We start from the raw sequence: 20,430 nt of genomic DNA, 5'->3' as shown, positions 1-20,430 counted from the left end.
AAAGTGGTGCTGCGTTTCAGCGCGCGTTTTCTGCGAGCGCGCTCCAGTCTTCGTCGCGCAGATAACGGCGCGCAGCGGGCAGCACGACGCCTTCGATGCGTCCCATGCGTTCCCACGCGAACTGCGCGCACGCATGCAGGGTGTGGTCGACGGGCTCGTCGTTCATCACCGATTTCGCGACGCGCGCGAGCATGTCGGCTTCGCGCCCGGCGAGGCGTGTGAGTTCGTCCAGTTCGGCATCGAGCGACGATGTCCGCTCGCGCAATGCCATCGTGAGCGCGTGCTCTTCGCCATGTGCTTCGCGAAGACGTTCGATGGTGCGTGCATCGGGCCGCGCCGTGCGCAGCGCATCGTCGTAAGCATCCGAGCGCGTGCGATGCACGTCGAGCAATGCGCCGAGCGCTTTCGCGACCATCGGGCGCGCGTCGCGCGGGCACACGAGCACGGCGACGCCGGGCACGGGCGGTACCGCGCCGCCGTGCGCGATACACACGAGGTCGTATTCGCGTGCAGATTGCCCGCCGCCGCCTTCGGACGTCGCGCCGCCGAGCGCCGCCAGCACCGACGCCGGCACGCCCTGCGCGCGGGCCGCTGCTTCGGCGCGGGCCAGCAGCGAAGCGGCTTGCCGATGCTGCGCCGCATCGTCGTTTGCGCCCGCCTGCGGGCAAAAGAACGTGATGCGGGCGCCGAGCGATCGCGCGAGCTCGGCCGCATGGCCGATCGCCTCGACGCACGCGTCGCTGCGTTCGATGGGCACGAGCAGATGTCGGTACATGGTGAATCCTTCGGCTTGCGGTTGCACTGATGAATGCATCGTAGTGCGGGCATCGCTCGCGCGCCCCTCCCGTGTCGGGAGGGGGCTTGACGCGTGTGCGCCATCCGAACCATGCTAGGCTGATCACAAAAATTATCCGATGCCCACCGACTCCCCATCCACCGAACTCGTATTGAAGACCATGGCGCCGCGCGCGCCGTCGGGCCTGCTCGCGCGCGCGCGCCTGAACGCGGAAAGCGCCCGCAGCCAGATCGTGCTCGTGCAGGCGGGCGCGGGGTACGGCAAAACCTCGCTGCTCGCGCAATGGCGACGCGAGTTTCTGGCGCGCGGCGCGGCCGTCGCGTGGCTGCTCGCCGACGATCGCGACGACGCCGAACGCTTTCTGCGCGCGCTCGTCCACGCGATCCGCACGGGCTGCGCGCGTCCCGGTTTCGGGCGGCTCATCGCCGAAGGCGCGGGTGCGCCCGGTCCGTTCGATCTCGCGACCGCCTGGCTCGCCGAGCTCGCGCAGTTGTCGCTCGATGTCGTGCTGATCGTCGATGAAGCGGACCGGCTGCCCGCCTCGGGCGCGCGCATGCTCGATTACGTGATGCACAACGCGCCGCAGAATCTGCGCATCGTGGCGGCGGGGCGGCAGGGGCTCGACAAACCGGCGGCGGAATTGCTTGCATACGGGCAGGCGGAACTCATCGGTCCGGAGGCGCTGCGCTTTCGTGTCGACGACACCATCGCGCTCGTCACGCAGCGTTTCGGCGCGCGCGTGGATGCCGATGCCTGCGCGCGCCTCTTCGAAATCACCGATGGCTGGCCGCTCGGCCTGCAACTCGCGCTCACCGCGATGGCGCGCGCGCAGGACCCGCGCGCGGCGCTCGATAACCTCGCGGCGGGGCCGCGCGGCCTGCGCGAGCCGCTCGTCGCGGCGCTGCTCAGCGAACTGTCATCGGACGACGAACGCTTTCTGGTCGAGATCAGCGTCGTGGACGTGCTGCATCCCGAGCTGTGCGCCGAACTGACCGACGCCGCCGATGCGCCGCAGCGCCTCGCGCGCCTCGTGCGCGATACGCCCGTCTTCGTCACGGCGGAGGAAAGCGACTGGTGCCGTCTGCATCCGCTCGCGCGCGATGTGCTTCAGACACGGCTCGGCGCGCTCGCGGACGACGAGCGCGCGGCGCTGCACCGGCGCGCGGCGCGCTGGCTCGGCGCGCGCGGCATGCTCGAACAGGCGGCGCGTCACGCGCATGCGGCGGGCGAGCGCGAGCACGCCTACGAACTCGCGGAGCGCTCGCTGCACGATGCCGTGAAGCAGGGCCAGCTCGGCACCGTGCTCGACTGGCTGGAGCGCCTGCCGGAAGACGAGCTGGAACAGCGCCCGCGCCTGTGCCTCGCCGTCGCGTGGGCGCTCGCGCTGGGCGAACGTCATCGCGAGGCGGAGCGGCAGGTGCAGCGCGTGCTCGCATCGCCCGGCGCCGACGATGCCCTGCGCTACGAATGCGCGCTGATCACGAGCGCGGCCGCCTGGTACGCCGACGATCCCGACCGTTTCGTGGCGATCTTCGAGCCGTGGGCGCAAAGGCCGCCCGCCAAGGATTCGTGGCTCTCGCAGGCGCACGCGAACCGACTCGCCGCGCGCGCGATGCTGCTCGGCGAACCCGCGCAGGCGCGCAGGCTCCAGCAGGCCGTGACGCGCGCGCAGATCGGCAAGGGACTCGGCTATGTCGTGCGCTGGGGCGATCACATGGTCGGCCTGACGTGGCTGCAGGAAGGGCAGGTGAAGCTCGCCGAAAGCGTGCTGCTGCCCGCGCTTGCGAGCGCCGAAGAGGATCTCGGCCGGCGTCATCCGCTGACGTGCATGTTCGCGGCGACGTGCGCGTCGATCGCCTACGAGGACGATCGCATCGACGAGGCCGGCGCGCTGCTCGCCAATCGCCTCGACGTGCTCGAACACGCGGCGATGCCGGAGACGGTGATGCTCGCGTATCGCACGGCGGCGCGCATCGCGGCCTTGCGCGGCGACGAGCATCGCGCGCTCGATCTGCTCGAAATGCTTCACGCGATGGGCGTCGCGCGCAACCTGCCGCGTCTGTGCGCGACGAGCCTTGCCGAGCAGGTGAGCGCGCATGCGGGCCGCTACCGCGCACAGACCTGCGACGCGCTGGTCGAGCGCATCGATGCGATCGTCGATGAACATGCGCCCGCGCGCGGACCGATCTGGCGCCGCTCGATGCACATGCTCCAGTCGATGGCGCACGGCGGCGCGGCGCTCGCGCGTCAGGACTGGCAGGCCGCGATCGAACCGCTCGCGCAGGCCGAGCAGATCGCCGCGACGATGAAGCTCGGCCGCCAGCGCATCGAACTGATGGCGTTGCGCGCGTTCGCGCAGGAACGCGCGACCGGCGACGGACACGCGCCTTTTCTCGAAGCGTTGAACCTCGCGCGCACGTATCACCTCGGGCGGGTGCTGATCGACGCGCACCCGGCGCTCGCCGACTGGGCGCGCCGCCTGAGCGAAGCCGGCGACATGAATCCGGGCGAGCGGCCGGTCGTGCCGCCGCATGTCGTGCGCGTGCCGCCGCGCTCCGGCGAGGGCGGCCCGCGCGCGTTGCCGAGCGTGATCCTCACGCCGAAGGAGCGCGAGATTCTCGAACTGCTCGCGCGCAACCTGAGCAACAAGGAAATCGCGCTCGCGGCGGCGGTCGGCGAAGGCACGGTCAAGTGGCATCTGAAGAACCTCTTCGGCAAGCTCGACGCGAGTTCGCGCAAGCATGCGGTGCGTCGCGCGCTCGCGCTCGGGCTGCTCGAAGGCGTGCAGTAGCGCTTGCGCGGCGCGTCGATTGCGCAAATGGAAACAATGAGACGTTCGACGCCTGTGGATGCAACGGACGTGCGCCGCTTGTAATCCCCGCCGCCTAACATATTCTTGCTCAGTGTGATGACCCGAACCGGGGAGCGACCATGAGCGATGTACCCGCATTCGATGCAGGCGCGAACGTCAGAGCCGCCGCGAGCGACGTTCCCGGCTATGCGTTCCAGCATGACGTCGTGAGGAATCTCATCTGCCGTCAGGCGCGCTATCCGGACATCGCGACGCAGCAGGACTGGTACATGGCGCTCGCCTACAGCGTGCGGGACCGGATGCTCGCGCGCTGGGCCGCATCGATGAAGACCTATGCGGCGAAGGACATCAAGGTCGCCTGCTATCTTTCGGCGGAATTCCTGATCGGCCCGCAGCTCGGCAATAACCTGCTCAATCTCGACATGGAAGCCGAAGCGCGCGAAGCGATGCACGCGCTCGGCCACGATCTCGACAGCCTGCTCGCCATCGAAGAAGAGCCGGGGCTCGGCAACGGCGGCCTCGGACGGCTCGCCGCGTGCTATCTGGACTCGCTCGCGACGCTGCAGATTCCCGCAATCGGCTACGGCATACGCTACGAGTTCGGCATCTTCGATCAGGAGATCCGCGACGGCTGGCAGGCCGAGACCACCGACAAGTGGCTGCAAAAGGGCAATCCGTGGGAAATCGTGCGCCCCGATGTCAGCTACTACGTTTCCTTCGCCGGACACACGGAAAGCGAAACGGATGCCGATGGCCGGCTGCGCGTGCGCTGGATTCCGAGGCGGCAGGTAAAGGGCGTCGCGTGCGACATGCCGATGCAGGGTTATCGCGTCGATACCTGCAACATCCTGCGCCTGTGGAAGAGCGAGGCGGTCGAGTCCTTCGACTTTCAGGACTTCAACGCGGGCGAATACTACGAGGCCGTGGAGGAAAAGGTCATCTCGGAGACGCTCTCGAAAGTGCTTTATCCGAACGATGAGCCCGAAGCCGGCAAGCGCCTGCGTCTCGCCCAGCAGTATTTCTTCGTCTCATGCTCGCTTCAGGACATGCTGCGCATGATGGATGCGAAGGGCACGTCGATCGACCGCTTCGCGGACCTTTTCGCCGCGCAACTCAACGATACGCATCCGTCCGTCGCGGTGGCGGAGCTGATGCGTCTGCTCATCGACGAGCGTGGACTTTCATGGGATGCCGCGTGGGACATCACGCGGCGCACGCTTGCTTATACGAATCACACGCTCCTGCCCGAAGCGCTCGAAACATGGGGCTTGCCGCTCTTTCAGAGCCTGTTGCCGCGCCCGCTCGAAATCATCTACGAAATCAATCGCCGCTTTCTCGACGATGTGCGCCGCAAGTATCCCGGTGACGATGCGCGTGTCAAGCGCATGTCGCTGATCGACGAAACCGGCGACAAGAAAGTGCGCATGGCGAATCTCGCGACGGTCGGCAGTCATGCGGTCAACGGTGTCGCGGCGCTGCATTCGGACCTGCTGAAGCAAACCGTGCTGCGTGATTTCGCCGACATGTTCCCGGAGCATTTCCTTAACGTGACGAACGGCGTCACGCCGCGCCGCTTTCTGATGCTGAGCAATTCGGGACTCGCGCGCCTGCTCGACAAGACCATCGGCGATGGCTGGCGCAGCGATCTCGCACGTCTCGATGCGCTCGCGGCCCACGCCGACGATGCCGCCTTCCAGGAAGCATGGCGCGCGATACGGCGCGACAACAAGACCGCGCTCGCGGCGCGCATCCGGACCTCGACCGGAATCGACGTCGATCCGGCTGCGCTTTTCGATATCCAGGTGAAACGCATCCACGAATACAAGCGTCAGCATCTGAATGCGCTTTACATCATCACGCTGTATAGGCGCCTGTGCCGTGATCCCGATTCCGATGCGGCCTCGCGCTGCTTCATCTTCGGCGGAAAGGCCGCGCCGGGCTATGCGATGGCGAAACTCATCATCCGCCTGATCAACGGCATCGCGGAAGTCGTGAACAACGATGCGAGCATCAAAGGCCGCATGAAAGTGGTCTTCTATCCCGACTTCAACGTGAAGAACGGGCACTGGATCTATCCCGCCGCGGACCTCTCCGAGCAGATATCGACGGCGGGCAAGGAAGCATCGGGCACCGGCAACATGAAGTTCATGATCAACGGCGCGCTGACGATCGGCACGCTCGACGGCGCGAACGTCGAGATTCGCGAGGAAGCGGGCGCGGAGAACTTCTTCCTCTTCGGCCTCACCGCGCAACAAGTGGACGAGTTGAAGCGCACCGGATATCGCCCCGCGGATTACGCGCAACAGAACGACGACTTGCGCGATGCGCTCGATCAGATCGCGCAAGGCCGCTTCTCGCGCGGCGATAGGGAAATGTTCCGTCCGCTGCTCGATAACCTGCTGCAACACGATCCTTTCCTCGTGCTCCCCGATTTTGCCGATTACGTCGCGTGTCAGGACCGCGTGAGCGAAGCATGGCGCGACGCGCGGCAATGGACGCGCATGTCGATCATGAATACGGCGCGCTCGGGCAAGTTCTCGTCGGACCGCGCGATCGGCGAGTATTGCGAGCGCATCTGGAAGACGCGTCCCGTGAGGATCGATCTTGCTCAGTCCTGACGCGCACGCCCGGAAAAGCTATCGCACGCAGCCGGGCTCGCGTTTTCCGCTCGGCGCCACGGTCGTGCCGGGCGGCGTGAACTTCTGCGCGTTCTGCCGGCGCGCGACGCGTGTGGAACTGCTGCTGTACGCATCGGAGGAGAGCGCCGAGCCGTTTCAGGTCGTCGCGCTGACGAGCGAGGCGAACCGCACGTATCTCTTCTGGCATGTGTTCGTCGAGGATCTTCCGTTGCGCTGCTGCTATACGTGGCGCGCATATGGCCCGCTCGGCGTGCCGCAGATGAGCGACGAGCACGCGAGCCGCAAGGAACTGCTCGATCCGCACGCGCGCGGCGTGAGCGACCGCTTCTATCGCCGTCAGCATGCCGCCGATGCGCACGCGGCCGGTCATGCATCGCTCAGGGGCATCGTCACGGCGCCGCTCGACCGCGCCGACGACGACATCGAAATCCGCACGCTCGACGACGCGATCATCTACGAGCTGCATGTGGGCGGCTTCACACGGCATCCGTCGAGCGGCGTGCGCCATCCCGGCACGTTCGCGGGTCTCATCGAGAAAATCCCTTATCTGAAGGCGCTCGGCGTCACGCACGTCGAACTGTTGCCGGTGATGGCCTTCGACGAACAGGACATTCCGCCGTTCGCCGCGGCCCGTGGCCTCAGCAACTACTGGGGCTACAGCACGCACAGCTTTTACAGTCCGCATCCGCGCTATTGCGTGGAGCCCGCGCGAGCGCCGCAGGAGTTCCGCGAATTCGTCGATGCCTTGCACGCGGCGGGCATTCGCGTATTGCTCGATGTCGTGTTCAATCACACGTCCGAGGCGGGCAAGAACGGACCGGTGATCCATTTCAAGGTCTTCGCCAACGAGGCGTTCTATCAGATCGATTCGAACGATGCGCGGCTTTATCGCGACTACACCGGCTGCGGCAATACGCTCAACTGCAATCATCCGCTGGTGTCGGCGTTCATCATGCGCTGCCTCGAATACTGGGTTCGCGAGCTCGATGTCGATGGATTCCGCTTCGATCTCGCGAGCGTATTCGTGCGCGGCGAGCACGGCGAATTGTTGCGCACGCCACCTTTGCCGTGGGCGATGGAGGCATCGCCGGTGCTCGCACGGGTGCCGTTGATCGCGGAAGCATGGGACGCGGGCGGCCTCTATCACGTCGGTTCGTTTCCGGGCATGACGTGGGCCGAATGGAACGGGCGTTACCGCGATGTGATCCGGCGTTTCGTGCGCGGCGATCCGGGCATCGTGGGCGAGGTGTGCACGTGCATCGCGGGCAGCGCGGATCTATATCAGAACGATGGCCGGCTGCCTGCGAACAGCATCAACTTCGTGACCTGTCACGATGGCTTCACGCTGAGCGATCTCGTCAGCTACGAGGCGAAGCATAACGAGGCGAATGGCGAGGATAACCGCGACGGCAGCAACGACAATCTGTCGTGGAATTGCGGTGCGGAAGGCGAGACCGACGATCCGGCGATCATCGGCATGCGGCTTCGACAGGCGCGCAACTTCATGGCGATTCTGCTCCTGAGCCAGGGCGTGCCGATGCTGCTCGCTGGCGACGAAATCCTGCGCAGCCAGCGCGGCAACAACAACGCTTTCTGTCAGGACAACGCGCTCTCGTGGATCGACTGGCAAGTCTCCGGCGACGCCCTCGACATGCTGCGCTTCGTGCGCGAGATGATCGCGCTGCGCAAGCGTCACGCGAGTCTGCGCCGCCGGCGCTTTCTGACGGGGCAGCCGTCGAACGGGCAGGCGCACGCCGATGTAGCATGGCATGGGGAACGGCTCGATGCGCCCGCGTGGCACGATCCCGGCGCGCGCCTCGTGGCTTTCACGCTCGCGGGTCAGACGGCGGCCGAGCCGATGCTGCACATCGTCTTCAACATGAACGACGACGCACGTGATATTGCTCTTCCTGTGGTCGATAGCGGAAGCTGGCGGCGTATCGTGGACACGGCGGCGCAAGCACCGGGGGATATCGTTGCCGATGTCGAAAGGGCATCGATCGAACGCGGTGCATGCCGTGTCGGCGCGCGCAGCGTCGTCGTGCTCGAATCGCGTTGATGTAAGGTGTTGCTGGACTGCGCGGAGTAAAGCGCCTTTAATGTTCGTGTACTGCTGAGTTGCTTTGTCCACCCACAGGAGGCGGCATGGATGCAGTCAGGGCCTTTCTCGAGAATCAGTCGCTGTTCGCGCTGTTCCTGACGATCGCGCTGGGGTATCTGATCGGCGAGATCAATATCAAGGGCGTGGCGCTCGGTTCCGGCGCGGTGCTGTTCGTGGGGCTCGCGATCGGCGCATTTGCGCCGAAGTCCGCGCCGCCGCCCTTGCTCGGCACACTCGGGCTGCTGCTGTTTCTCTATGGCATCGGCATTCAATACGGCGCGCAGTTCTTTCGCGGGCTCACCAGCCGCGATGGCGTGAAGGCGAACCTGGCCGCATGCATCGGCGTGGTCGTTTCGGGCCTCGTCGCCTGCGGCCTCATTCACTTCGGCATCTCGCTCGCCGATGCGCTCGGCATGTTCGCCGGCAGCGGCACCAGCACGGCGAGTTTGCAGGTTGCGATCGCATCGATGAAAAGTAACGATGCCGCCGTGGCCTACAGCATCTCGTATCCGTTCGGCGTCGCCGGTCCGATCCTCTTCATTTACCTGCTCAACGTCACGCTGAAGGTGAAAATCCAGAAGCCGCCGGCGAAGCTGATCGAAACGGCGGAGATCGCGCTGAGAAACGCGAGCCTCTTCGGTCTGAAACTTTCCGAGCTTGCGAGCCGCCTGCCTTCTGGCGTGGTGATCGCCGCGGTGCGGCGCGCGCATCACAATCAGTTGCCCACGGCCGACTTCACGCTGCGCGCCGACGACGTGCTCCTCGCCACCGCCACCGACCGGCGTCTGCTCGACGAAGCCACCGCGCTGTGCGGCGAATTGCAGCCGGGACGCATGGCGAGCCATCGCGAAGACCTCGACTACATGCGCGTGTTCGCGTCGAATCCGGCGGTCGTCGGCATGGCGCTCGGCGATATCCGCTTCCCCGACGGCGTGAACTGCGCGGTCGCGCACGTGCGCCGCGGCGACGCCGACATGGTCTCGACGCCCGATCTGATCCTCGAAGCGGGCGACCGGGTCGGCCTGCTCGTCAATCGTGCGCATCAGGCGACGATGCGCACGTTCTTCGGCGATTCGATCAAGGGCACGGCCGATCTGAGCTTCATCTGCCTCGGGATCGGCGCGGCGCTGGGCCTGCTCGTCGGCGCGATTCCGCTGCCGGTTCCCGGCATCGGCGCGTTCAGCCTCGGGCTCGCCGCGTTGCTGCTGGTCGCGCTGTGTCTCGGCAAGGCGCGGCGCAACGGGCCGTTCGTCTGGGTGATGCCGCTGTCGGCGAATCTCGTGCTGCGCAACCTCGGTCTCACGATCTTCCTCGCGCAAGTGGGCATTTCCTGCGGGCCGAAGTTCGTCGCGACCGTGGCCACGGCCGGGCCGATCCTGCTGGTCTACGGTGTGATCACGCTGCTGGTTCTCGTGAGCGTCACGGCGGTGTGCTGCCTGTGGATCTTCAAGCTGCCCTTCGATACGTCGATCGGCGTGATCTGCGGCGCGACCGGCAATCCGGCGATCCTCGCGTTCGCCAATCGCGTCGCGCCGACGGATCAGCCCGACATCATGTACGCGATGATTTTCCCGTCGATGACCATCGTCAAAGTGCTTTTCGTGCAGATTGCCATATCGCTTGCCGCGGGTTAGACCTTGCGTCACCATGCCATCAAAATCTGAAGGAGCGCATCATGGAAGTGGCGATCTACAGCTCGACGCCCTACGAGCGTGAGTATCTCGACGAAGCAAACAAGATCGAGAAGCATAAGCTCAGATACCACGACATGTCGCTCGATATGGACACGGTCGAACTCGCGGCGGGCTATGGCGCCGTCTGCATCTTTGTCAATGACAAGGCGGACGCCGAGGTGCTCGAAGCGCTGCACAAGGGCGGCACGCGTCTGGTCGCGCTACGCTGCACGGGCTTCAACAATGTCGATCTCGCGGCCGCCGCGAAGCTCGGCATCAGGGTCGTTCGCGTCGTCAATTATTCGCCGAACTCGGTGGCGGAGCACGCGGTTGCGCTCTTGCTCGCGATCAATCGCAAGGTGCATCGCGCATACAACCGCACGCGCGATTCGAACTTCTCGCTCGACGGCCTCATCGGCTTCGATCTGTACGGCAAGACGGTGGCTGTCGTGGGCACGGGCAAGATCGGCTGCGTCTTCGCGAAGATCATGCAGGGCTTCGGCTGCAATGTGATCGGCTACGATCCGTATCCGTCGAAGCAATTCGAGGCGCTGGGGCTGCACTATGCGACGCCCGGCGAGATCGGCGAGCGCGCGGATATCGTCGCGCTGTTCTGTCCGCTGACGCCGCAGACGCATCACATCATCAATTCCGAGTCGCTCAGGCGTGCAAAGCGCGGCGCGCTGCTCGTCAACACGAGCCGCGGCGCGCTGATCGACACGGAAGCCGTCATCGAGGCGCTGAAGACCGGCCAGCTCGGCGGTCTCGCGATCGATGTCTATGAACAGGAAGCGGATCTCTTCTTCCGCGATCTGTCGAGCGAAATCATCACCGACGACATTTTCCAGCGGCTCGTCTCGTTCCCGAATGTCATCGTGACGGGACATCAGGCTTACCTGACCCGCGAAGCATTGACGACGATCTGCGAAACCACACTGCAGAGCATTACGGCTTTCGAAAAGAACGCGCCTCTGGAAAACGAGGTGAAGGTCAAATAGCGGCGCGTGCCGATGACCACCGGAGATTCGCCGAAAGAACGCGCGCGCGAGCCCGTGCTCGACACCGTCGATCGCGTGTCGGAACTATGCTTCGGCTTGTTCATGGCGTTGACGTTCGTCGGCACGGTATCGGCGGCGACGGGCGGCGAGGCCGCGGGGCACAAAATGCTGTACACGGCCATCGGCTGCAATCTCGCGTGGGGTCTCGCCGATGCCGTCATGTATCTCGTGCGCACGATCGCGAACTGCGCGCGCAGGCATGCGCTCGCGCTCGCCATACATCGCGAGCCCGATGCGGCGGCGGGCGTGCGCGCGTTGCGCGAGCGCCTGTCCGCGGCGCTCGACCCGTTCGTCTCCGACGCCGATCTCGAATCCATCCGCAAGCGCATCGCCGCAAGCGGCAGCCTGCCCGAGCATGCGCGTTTCGTGCGCCAAGACTTTCTCGCGGCGCTGGGCATTTTCATCATCATCGTGCTGTCGACTTTTCCTGTCGCCGCGCCTTTTGTGCTCGTCAGGCATGTGCCCACGGCACTACTGATATCGCGCGTGCTGACGCTCGCGATGCTGTTCTTCTGCGGCTTCGCGCTGGGCGGCTATGCGGGCTGGAAGGGCTGGAAAGCAGGGCTTTCGATGATGGCGCTGGGCGTGCTCCTGACGATGGCGATCATCGCTTTAGGCGGGTAGTTAATAGCGCGAAGTGTGCGACGAATGATCGAAATAAACACCTACGCCACCATTCTTGCAATCGATGAAAGGTTCGCATATCTTCGAGAAGTCAATTGGTTCCCAAGGCCGGAATCGCCGCCACCGAATCCCGAAGTCATTCACACCGCAGCACAGCCTGTCGACAGGCGTATTTCACATCCTCACGAAACACGGAAAGCATGCGAGAGCCGCTTTCGCGATGACATTCATTGCGAACAACCACGGTGTCGTGTATCAAAAGAATTGCGGTGCGTCCGCGCAACCGCTCGCGAATCCGATCCGACGCATGCTCTCGAATCGCCCGAACCAAAGCAAGGAGTCGCCATGAATGCAAACAGATTGCGTGCGGGTTGCGCCATCGTGATCGCCGTGATGGCGCTCGACGCCGTTGCGCAGAGCAAGCCGATCGCTTACCCGTCCAAAGGTCAGAGCGCGCAGCAACAGCAAAACGACGACGGCGCGTGCTATAGCTGGGCGAAGAGCAACACCGGCATCGACCCGGCGACCGCATCGGCGGCGCCGCCACCGCAAGGCGGCGCCGCCGTGGGTGGCGGCCAGCGCGTGGGCGGCGCGGCGCGCGGTGCGGCGGGCGGTGCGGCGATCGGCGCGATCGCGGGCGATGCGGGCAAGGGCGCGGCCATCGGCGCGGTGACGGGCACGATGGCGGGCGGCGCGCGTGCGCGACAGGAGAAACGCGCGCAGCAGTCGAATGCGCAAGCGCAGAGCCAGGGCGCGATGTCCACGTACTATCGTGCGTGGGCGGCGTGCATGCAGGGACGCGGTTACTCGATCCAGTAACGTCGTGCGGCGCAACTAGAACAAGGAGCGCGATCATGAAGCGCATGAGCTTCGTTGTCTTGTCGTGCCTTGCGATCTCCGCAAGCGCGCTATCCGCCGAGCCCGAAAACGACGTGAGCGTCACGCGCGATGCGAACAGCGCGACGGTGCAGGGCGTCGTGAAGGTCACGGCGACGATCGTCGGCATCGATCCGGCGACGCGCACCGTCACGCTGAAAACGCAGGCGGGCAAGGTGATCGAGCTCGAAGTGACGAACGAGGCGCGCAACTTCGATCAGCTCGCGCTCGGCGATGTCGTGACGACGCAGTATCGCGAATCCCTGACGCTGAGTCTCGTCGACAAGAAAACACAGCCGTCGCGCTCGGAGAACGACACCGCCGAACGCGCGCCGCGCGGTGCGAAGCCGGGCGGCGAGCTAGGCCGCGAGGTGACGGTCATCGCGGATGTGATCGCCGTCGATCGTCAAGCGAAGATCGTCACGTTGCGCGGGCCGCGCGGCCAAATCGTGGACTTGCACGTGCAGGACCCGGAACGCCTGAAGCGCGTGAAAAAGGGCGATCAGGTGAAGGCGGTCTATACGGAAGCGCTCGCGATCTCCGTGGAGCCCGCCACGACGAAATAAGCGCAAACGCGGGAGAGACCCAATGAAAAGGCGCGTCGCATTTACGTTGACGCAGGGCGTGTGCATCGTCGCCGTCGCGCTCGCCGGCTGCGCGCAGCCCGAACAGCGCGTGCAGCCCGGCATGGACCAGCAGGCGATCGTCGCGAAGCTCGGACCGCCCAAGGAAACCTACGACCTGCCCAACGGCGGCAAGCGCCTCATGTGGCCCACGCAGCCGATGGGATCGACGACCACCGCCGTGGATCTCGATGCGGCCGGCAATACGGTCAGTGTTCGGCAAGTGCTTCAGGAAAACGAGTTCTACCGGGCCGAAGTCAACAAATGGACGCGCAACGACGTGCTGATCGCATTCGGCCGTCCGTTCGAGACGGCGTACTTCAAGCGCATGGATCGGGAGGTGTGGTCGTATCGGTACACGCAGAACAACATCGACCACATGCTGTTTCATTTTTATTTCGACGCTCAGGGCGTCCTCAGGCAGACGCAGAAGCAGCCGGACCCGAAATACGATCCGAGCCAGCGCAACGTGCTGTGACGCGGCGCGCTAGAAGCTGACGGCGAAGCCGAACGACACGCCGTGCACGTTGTGGCCGAACACGTAGCGCACCATCGCCCGTGTGCGCGTGATGACGACGGGATATCTGCTGCTGTCGAGTTCGAGGCCCACGCCGAGCGACGTCAGATCGTTGAAGCCGAGCACGCCGGCACTGTCGCCGAAGTAATGCGAGTACGCGGTTTCGAGCACGTAGCGCACCGGCCGGTCGAGCGCGGCAAAGCCTGTGGGCGCACGCCAGCGCGCCCACAGGCTGAATTGCTGCGCGGTCGCCGACCCCTGCACCGCGTCGGACGAGCTGCCGAAACTGCGCAGATAGATATCGGTTGCGCGGAGTTCGACATCGATCTCGTAGTGCTCGCGGTAATGCTCCAGATCGAGCATGAGCGAGCCGCCGAGGCCGTACGCGTTGAGCGCGCCGTCTTCGAGGAACTGGAGATTGGTGTTGGCGACATGATTGAACACGGTCTGCGCGACACGCAGATCGCTTGCCACGCGGCCGACCATGCCGTTGAGGATCGGCCGCAGGCGCAGCTCGTCGGTGATCGGGAAATCCCAGCCGATGCCGACGGTCGTGCTCAGCGTGTTCCATTTCGCCGGCACCGGGCGTTGCTGATTGCCGTCGGTCGCGATGAAGGTCGGATCGTAGCGGCTGTACGCGACGGTGCCTTCGAGATAGAGCGGAAACGACCGGCTGAGGGTAAAGCCGCCGCCGAGCTGCGTCTGGCCGAAGCCCGGATTGCCGCTCGCGCCGCTGTTGATGGAGAGCGAACTCGTCGTGACGTCCGGCACCGCGGTGTACGACATGATCGCGAGCACGGCGTTCGCGTAGTTCTTGACGTTGGTGCCGACGACGGCCCTCTCCGGCGCGGCCTGCGCGTGCGCGATGGCAGGCGCGACGGCGAGCAGGACGAGCGCCAAAAAGTTGCGCAACCGGCTCGAAGACAGGATCGGCTTTCGCATGTGCGCAGCGCCCGGACGTTGAACGGCTGGTTGGTCGTACGTTGCATTCGGCCGCTCCGCCGATGCGTCATTGCATGCGCGGAGCCGTTGACCGATCCCACGGTCACAAGCAGAGAATGTAGTCTAACGATGGCCGCGCGCCAAGCCCGATGCATACGCGTGCGTACATACGTCCTAAACTGAAATCATTCCGCGCAATGTATCGGGAGACATCGATGAGACTGAACGAGCCGCGCATGGTGGTTGCCTCGATCGGCGTGTTCATCTGGCTCGCCGGCCTTTACTTCACGATGCACGGCGTGCTGTATGACATCAAGCCCGAATTCCGCTACGGCATGTGGGCGCTCGGCATCGGCATTGTGATCTTCGTGGTCGCGCTGAATCCGCTCGCGCAGCGCAGATCAGGAAAGCGCGATCGATCGACCTGATCGGCCGTTCGTGTACTAGGCTATAGAAGCATCACAGAACTCAACGGAGAACTTTGCAATGGGTGACCTCTGGATAGGCAATGTAGACGAGTCCACGACCGACGACGAAATTCGGCAGTTTCTCTGCAATTACGGCTTTCCTCCGTACGATTCGATTCAGCGCGTGCCCGGCACCGGGGAACATCCGGCCGCGGTCGTGACTTTCGATAAGGTCGAGCCGCACGTGCTGCGCACGTTTCAGCCGCGCATCCACAACATGTTCTGGAAAAATCGCACGCTCATGGTGCAGGTCGTGCCCGAGCGCAACGAAACCTGATGGACCACATGGGGAGCCGGCATTGAAAGAAGACAAGGCTGTCAGCGAAACGCGGGGCGTGCGCGAAGGCGCGAGCGTGCATGAGCGCCTGAGCCGGAAACAGTACGAGAAGGAGCTTGCGCGTCTGCACGCCGAGCTCGTCAAGCTGCAGGAATGGGCCGTCTATACGGGCGCTAAGGTCTGTATCGTGTTCGAAGGGCGCGACGGCGCGGGCAAAGGCGGCACGATCAAGGCAATCACCGAGCGCGTGAGTCCGCGCATCTTCCGCGTGATCGCGCTGCCCGCGCCCACCGAGCGCGAGAAGTCGCAGATGTACGTGCAGCGCTATCTGCCGCATCTGCCCGCCGCGGGCGAAATCACGCTGTTCGACCGGAGCTGGTACAACCGCGCGGGCGTCGAACGCGTGATGGGCTTCTGCACCGACGAGCAGGCGACCACCTTCCTGAAAGGCGTGCCGCTCGTGGAGCGCGCGATCATCGACTCGGGCATCATCCTGCTCAAATACTGGCTCGAAGTCGGCCAGGACGAACAGACGCGGCGTCTCGAAGAGCGCATCCACGACGAGCGCAAGATCTGGAAGCTTTCGCCGATGGACCTGCGTTCGTACAGCCGCTGGTACGACTATTCGCGCGCCCGCGACGACATGTTCGAGGCCACCGACACCGATCTCGCGCCGTGGTACGTCGTGCGTTCCGACGACAAGCGCCGTGCGCGCCTCAATCTGATCAGCCATTTGCTGGCGAGCATTCCCTACACGGCGGTGCCGCGGGAAAAGGTGAAGCTGCCCAAGCGCCAGAAGGCGGAAGGCTATCGCGAGAGCGACCGGCCGCTGCGTTACGTGCCCGAGCGCTTCTGAGCGCGATACCGGCGCACGGATATCGACATGCCGCCACGCGCGTCCATCGTTCCGGAATGGCTGTTTCACTACGAGAAACGATGGGCGCGCGCCGATACGCTCGCGGGCCTGACGGCGGCGGCCGTCGTCATCCCGAAGGCGCTCGCCTACGCGACGATCGCCGGCCTCCCGGTTCAGGTCGGTCTCTATACGGCATGCGTGCCGATGATCGTCTACGCGTTCACCGGATCGTCGCGCGCGCTTTCCGTCAGCACGACGACCACGCTCGCGATTCTCGCCGCGAACGCGCTGAGCACGACGCTCGGGAGCGACGACGCGCACGCGCTCGCCGTCGCCAGCGCCACCCTCACGATGCTCGTCGGCGCGATGCTCGTCGCGGCGGCGTGCCTGCGCCTCGGCTTCGTCGCGAACTTCATTTCCGAGCCGGTGCTCGTCGGCTTCAAGGCGGGCGTGGCGATCGTCATTGTCATGGATCAGTTGCCGAAGCTGTTCGGCATCCACTATCCGAAAGGCTCGTTCTTTCATAACGCGGGTGCGTTCGTCGCGAGTCTGCCGCATTTCTCGGCGAGCACGCTCGCGCTCGCGGTGCTGACGCTCGCCGCGCTGGTGCTGCTCGAACGCTTCGTGCCGCGCGCGCCGGCGCCGTTGTTCGTCGTTGCGGCGGCGATCATCGCGGTGGCCGTCCTCGATCTGCGCGCGCATGGCGTCGAAACGGTCGGCGCGGTGCCCGCGGGTTTGCCGTCGTGGACAAAGCCGGATCTGGCGCTTGCGCTGAAGCTGTGGCCGGACGCGCTCGGCATCGCGCTGATGAGCTTCACCGAGAGCATCGCGGCGGCGCGCGCATTCGCGCGCAACGACGAGCCGGTGCCCGACGCCAACCGCGAACTGCTCGCGACCGGCCTCGCGAACGCGGGCGGCGCATTGCTCGGCGCGATGGTCGCGGGCGGCGGCACGAGCCAGACGGCCGTGAACCGGCAGGCGGGCGCGCGCACGCAGCTCGCGGGACTCGTGACGGCGCTGATCGCGCTCGCGGTGATGCTGCTGTTCGCGCCGCTGATGGCGTTGATGCCGCACGCGACGCTCGCCGCCGTCGTCGTGTTCTATTCCATCGGGCTCTTCAGCCCCGCCGAGTTCCGCGCGATCCTGAAGATTCGCCGCACCGAGTTCGTCTGGGCGCTGACGGCATGCGCGGGCGTCGTGCTGCTGGGCACGCTGGAAGGCATCGTGGTCGCGATCGTCGTGTCGCTCTTCGCGCTCGCGCATCAGGTGTCGAATCCGCCGGTGTATGCGCTCAGGCGGATGCCGGGCACGAACGTGTTCCGCCGCGATTCGTCGAAACATCCCGACGACGAAGCGTTTCCCGGCATGTTGCTGCTGCGTCCCGAGGGACGGATATTCTTCGCCAATGCGCAACGCGTCGCCGAAAAGATCCGGCCGCTCGTGCGCGAGTCCGGCGCGAAAATCGTCGTGCTGGACCTGAGCCGTGTCTTCGATGTCGAATACACCGCGCTCAAGATGATGATCGAAGCGGACGAGCGCCTCGCCGCGAGCGGCACCACGCTGTGGCTCGCGGGCCTGAATCCGGGCGTGCTCGCGGCGGTGCGGCGCTCGCCGCTCGGTGAACGGCTCGGCGAAACACGCATGTTCTACAACCTCGAACATGTCGTGATGAAGTATCAGGAGATTGCTTCATCCGATGGCAACGCCGGCGCGCGACGTTGAGTCGCCCCTATTTGCCACTTCCCTGTCGCACATTGCGCATATATTTTAATGATGGTATTCAAGTCTTCGGTCCATGCTTTCATCTTGCCGGCCGATGCATCCGCTTTCAGCGCCATCCCTTGCACGTTCTCTTCGCGGAGGTCACGTCATGCCGTATGCAGATCAACTGGCGCGCAGCCAGGAAATCGCGGATAAAGTCGCGCGCGTGTTCCAGAAGCGCGCTGAACTGGCGCAACAGCAGTTCAGCGAGCGCGCACACGATGCCGGCACGCGTCTTGTCGGCAACGGCAACGCGGATCATTTCAACGGCTACGGCTACGCGCTCGATCTCATGCAGCGCTCGATTCTCTTCTGGGACACGCTGCGTCAGCGCGGCAACAATTTCATCGAGCAGACGAAGCGCGGTCTCGAACCGGTGCTGCATTTCGCGCATGAAATGCTGATCGATGGCCGCACCTTCGCGCGGCCCGTGAACTATGCGCTCTTGCGCATCGTGCCGCCCGAGGGCGTGATCATCGATCCGCTGAAGCGTCCCTATCTCATCATCGATCCGCGCGCGGGGCACGGTCCCGGCATCGGCGGCTTCAAGGACGATTCGCAGGTGGGCGTCGCATTGCGCGCGGGTCATCCGGTGTACTTCGTCACGTTCTTCCGCGACCCGCAGCCCGGCCAGACGCTGCTCGACGTGTGCGCGGCCGAGCAGCAGTTCGTCAGGCACGTGCGCGAGCTGCATCCCGACAGCGCGAAGCCCGCTATCGTCGGCAACTGTCAGGGCGGCTGGGCCGCGATGATGCTTGCAAGCTCGCAGCCCGACGATACCGGCCCGCTCGTCATCAACGGCGCGCCGATGTCGTACTGGAGCGGCGCATGGAGCGAAGGCGAGGGCGACAACCCGATGCGCTATTCGGGCGGCATGCTGGGCGGCACCTGGCTCGCGTCGCTGACGGCGGACCTCGGCAACGGCAAGTTCGACGGCGCCTATCTCGTCGAGAACTTCGAGAACCTCAATCCCGCGAACAGCTTCTGGGACAAGTACTACACGCTGTTCGCCAACATCGACACCGAGCCTCCGCGCTTTCTCGACTTCGAACGCTGGTGGGGCGGCTATTACCTGATGAACCGCGAAGAGATCGAATGGATCACGCGCAATCTCTTCGTCGGCAACAAGCTATGGTCGGGTGAAGTGAGCGGCGTGTCGGGCGCGTCGTTCGATTTGCGCGCGATCAAGTCGCCGATCATTCTCTTCGCTTCGATGGGCGACAACATCACGCCGCCGCAACAGGCGTTCAACTGGGTCGCGGATATCTACGGCAGCACGGACGAGATCAAGGCGCGCGGACAGGTGATCGTCGGGCTGATGCACAAGAGCATCGGGCACTTGGGCATCTTCGTGAGCGGCAAGGTCGCGAAGAAGGAATACACGCAGATCGCATCGGTGCTGGAGGCGATCGAGTCGTTTCCGCCGGGTCTGTACGGCATGGAGATCGCGGAACGCAAGGGCGAGGGCGGCAAGACCGAATACGACGTGAGCTTTCACGAGCGCCGCCTGGAAGACCTGACGGCGCGCTTCAACCGCTTCGAGCGCGTGGACGAGTTGCCGTTCGAAGCGGTGAAGCAGGTATCGGATTTCAATCAGCGCGCCTATGAACTGTTCGCGCAGCCCTTCGTGCAGGCGATGGCCAACGACACCACCGCGAGCATGCTGCGCGCGTTTCATCCATTGCGCGCGCAACGCTGGATGTTCTCGGATTACAACCCGTGGCTCGCATGGCTCGGCCCCGCGGCGGATGCGGTCAGGGCCGTGCGCAAGCCCGCCGCCGCAGACGAACCGCTGCGCCGTGCGGAGCATTGCGGCTCCGACATGATCAGTGCGGGCCTCGACTTCTATCGGGCGATGCGCGATGCGGCGACCGAAGCGATGTTCTTCTCCGTCTACGGCAACATGTTCTCGGCGCATCCCGCGCAACAGCACGAGCCCCGCGAGCATGTCGACGATCCGCGCGAACTGCCATTCGTCCAGGAAGCGCTCGCATCGATCGGGCACGGCGGATATGCGGAGGCCGTCGCGCGCGTCGCGTGTCTGCTGATGCGGCATGACGAGCCGCTGCCGCTCACGCGCATGGTCCTGCGTCAGACGCTCGCGGCCGACTACGCGGAATATCTGCCGCAGATGCCGCGCGATGAATGGCGGCGAATTCGCGGCGAACAGGAAATCGTCGTGCGCTACGAGCCGGAGCAGGCGCTCTCGACCTTGCCCGATCTGCTCGACGATAACGACGACCGCAAGAAACTCCTCACCCTGTTCGACAAGCTGCACGCGGATAGCCGCGTGCAAGGCTTCGAGCCGACGGCGGCGCAGCACGAGATGCTCGCGCGCATTCGCGCGGCGCTGCCCGTCAAGGCCGCGCGCGCGCCGAGACGTTCCGCGCCCGCGCACTGAGGCTTGG

General features: G+C 65.0%; 16 protein-coding genes. 14 read left to right on the top strand and 2 right to left on the bottom strand.

Features of this window, described 5'->3' with window-relative positions:
- Nucleotides 1-16: 16 nt before the first annotated feature.
- The gene (locus ACEN42_RS28905) at nucleotides 17-775 is read right to left on the bottom strand and encodes a universal stress protein (protein ID WP_371883896.1); all 759 of its coding nucleotides are present in this window, start codon (nucleotides 773-775) and stop codon (nucleotides 17-19) included.
- A gap of 139 nt (nucleotides 776-914) precedes the next feature.
- Here ACEN42_RS28905 and ACEN42_RS28900 point away from each other — a divergent pair, with 139 nt between their 5' ends.
- The 9 genes from ACEN42_RS28900 to ACEN42_RS28860 all read left to right on the top strand — a co-directional run bounded on the left by ACEN42_RS28900 (nucleotide 915) and on the right by ACEN42_RS28860 (nucleotide 13,680).
- A complete protein-coding gene (locus ACEN42_RS28900) occupies nucleotides 915-3,587 on the top strand; it encodes a LuxR C-terminal-related transcriptional regulator (protein ID WP_371883895.1) in 2,673 nt (890 codons plus the stop codon).
- 140 nt (nucleotides 3,588-3,727) lie between these two features.
- Nucleotides 3,728-6,226: a glycogen/starch/alpha-glucan phosphorylase gene (locus ACEN42_RS28895; RefSeq protein WP_371883894.1), complete on the top strand. Its 2,499-nt coding sequence runs from the start codon at nucleotides 3,728-3,730 to the stop codon at nucleotides 6,224-6,226.
- Entirely contained in the window at nucleotides 6,210-8,306 is a 2,097-nt protein-coding gene (glgX, locus tag ACEN42_RS28890) for a glycogen debranching protein GlgX (protein WP_371883977.1), read from the top strand. The genes ACEN42_RS28895 and glgX overlap by 17 nt, the downstream gene beginning before the upstream one ends.
- 86 nt (nucleotides 8,307-8,392) lie before the next feature.
- Nucleotides 8,393-9,982: an aspartate:alanine exchanger family transporter gene (locus tag ACEN42_RS28885; protein ID WP_238211087.1), complete on the top strand. Its 1,590-nt coding sequence runs from the start codon at nucleotides 8,393-8,395 to the stop codon at nucleotides 9,980-9,982.
- 41 nt (nucleotides 9,983-10,023) lie between these two features.
- Complete coding sequence (locus tag ACEN42_RS28880; RefSeq protein WP_035501306.1) at nucleotides 10,024-11,019, top strand: 2-hydroxyacid dehydrogenase; 996 nt, start codon at nucleotides 10,024-10,026, stop codon at nucleotides 11,017-11,019.
- 12 nt (nucleotides 11,020-11,031) lie between these two features.
- Nucleotides 11,032-11,703 (top strand): hypothetical protein, encoded by a 672-nt coding sequence (locus ACEN42_RS28875; protein ID WP_371883893.1) that lies wholly within the window; start codon nucleotides 11,032-11,034, stop codon nucleotides 11,701-11,703.
- A 345-nt stretch (nucleotides 11,704-12,048) separates the two neighbouring features.
- The gene (locus tag ACEN42_RS28870) at nucleotides 12,049-12,522 is read left to right on the top strand and encodes a glycine zipper family protein (protein WP_187603993.1); all 474 of its coding nucleotides are present in this window, start codon (nucleotides 12,049-12,051) and stop codon (nucleotides 12,520-12,522) included.
- Nucleotides 12,523-12,557: 35 nt separating this feature from the next.
- Nucleotides 12,558-13,145, top strand: coding sequence for a hypothetical protein (locus tag ACEN42_RS28865; protein ID WP_238288726.1), 588 nt, complete (start codon nucleotides 12,558-12,560; stop codon nucleotides 13,143-13,145).
- A 22-nt stretch (nucleotides 13,146-13,167) separates the two neighbouring features.
- Nucleotides 13,168-13,680, top strand: a complete 513-nt coding sequence (locus ACEN42_RS28860; protein WP_187603995.1) for a hypothetical protein — start codon at nucleotides 13,168-13,170, stop codon at nucleotides 13,678-13,680.
- A 9-nt stretch (nucleotides 13,681-13,689) separates the two neighbouring features.
- On the opposite strand, the gene ACEN42_RS28855 is transcribed toward ACEN42_RS28860, so the two are convergent.
- Complete coding sequence (locus ACEN42_RS28855) at nucleotides 13,690-14,661, bottom strand: hypothetical protein (RefSeq protein WP_371883892.1); 972 nt, start codon at nucleotides 14,659-14,661, stop codon at nucleotides 13,690-13,692.
- A 215-nt stretch (nucleotides 14,662-14,876) separates the two neighbouring features.
- Here ACEN42_RS28855 and ACEN42_RS28850 point away from each other — a divergent pair, with 215 nt between their 5' ends.
- From ACEN42_RS28850 to ACEN42_RS28830, 5 genes are all read left to right on the top strand, one after another.
- Nucleotides 14,877-15,089 (top strand): DUF2964 family protein, encoded by a 213-nt coding sequence (locus ACEN42_RS28850; RefSeq protein WP_035501314.1) that lies wholly within the window; start codon nucleotides 14,877-14,879, stop codon nucleotides 15,087-15,089.
- A gap of 58 nt (nucleotides 15,090-15,147) precedes the next feature.
- Nucleotides 15,148-15,405 carry an RNA-binding protein gene (locus ACEN42_RS28845; RefSeq protein ID WP_187603997.1) on the top strand — a complete coding sequence of 86 codons (258 nt, stop codon included), beginning with the start codon at nucleotides 15,148-15,150 and terminating at the stop codon, nucleotides 15,403-15,405.
- A 22-nt stretch (nucleotides 15,406-15,427) separates the two neighbouring features.
- Entirely contained in the window at nucleotides 15,428-16,261 is an 834-nt protein-coding gene (gene ppk2 / locus ACEN42_RS28840) for a polyphosphate kinase 2 (RefSeq protein ID WP_371883891.1), read from the top strand.
- Nucleotides 16,262-16,288: 27 nt separating this feature from the next.
- Nucleotides 16,289-17,983 (top strand): SulP family inorganic anion transporter, encoded by a 1,695-nt coding sequence (locus ACEN42_RS28835; protein ID WP_371883890.1) that lies wholly within the window; start codon nucleotides 16,289-16,291, stop codon nucleotides 17,981-17,983.
- 148 nt (nucleotides 17,984-18,131) lie between these two features.
- Entirely contained in the window at nucleotides 18,132-20,423 is a 2,292-nt protein-coding gene (locus ACEN42_RS28830) for a DUF3141 domain-containing protein (RefSeq protein ID WP_371883889.1), read from the top strand.
- Nucleotides 20,424-20,430: the final 7 nt, after the last annotated feature.

The organism is Caballeronia sp. S22 (assembly GCF_964261745.1).
Lineage (GTDB): Bacteria > Pseudomonadota > Gammaproteobacteria > Burkholderiales > Burkholderiaceae > Caballeronia > Caballeronia jiangsuensis.
The sequence above is the reverse complement of the archived record's forward strand: the minus strand, read 5'-3'. Positions and strand labels throughout refer to the sequence as shown.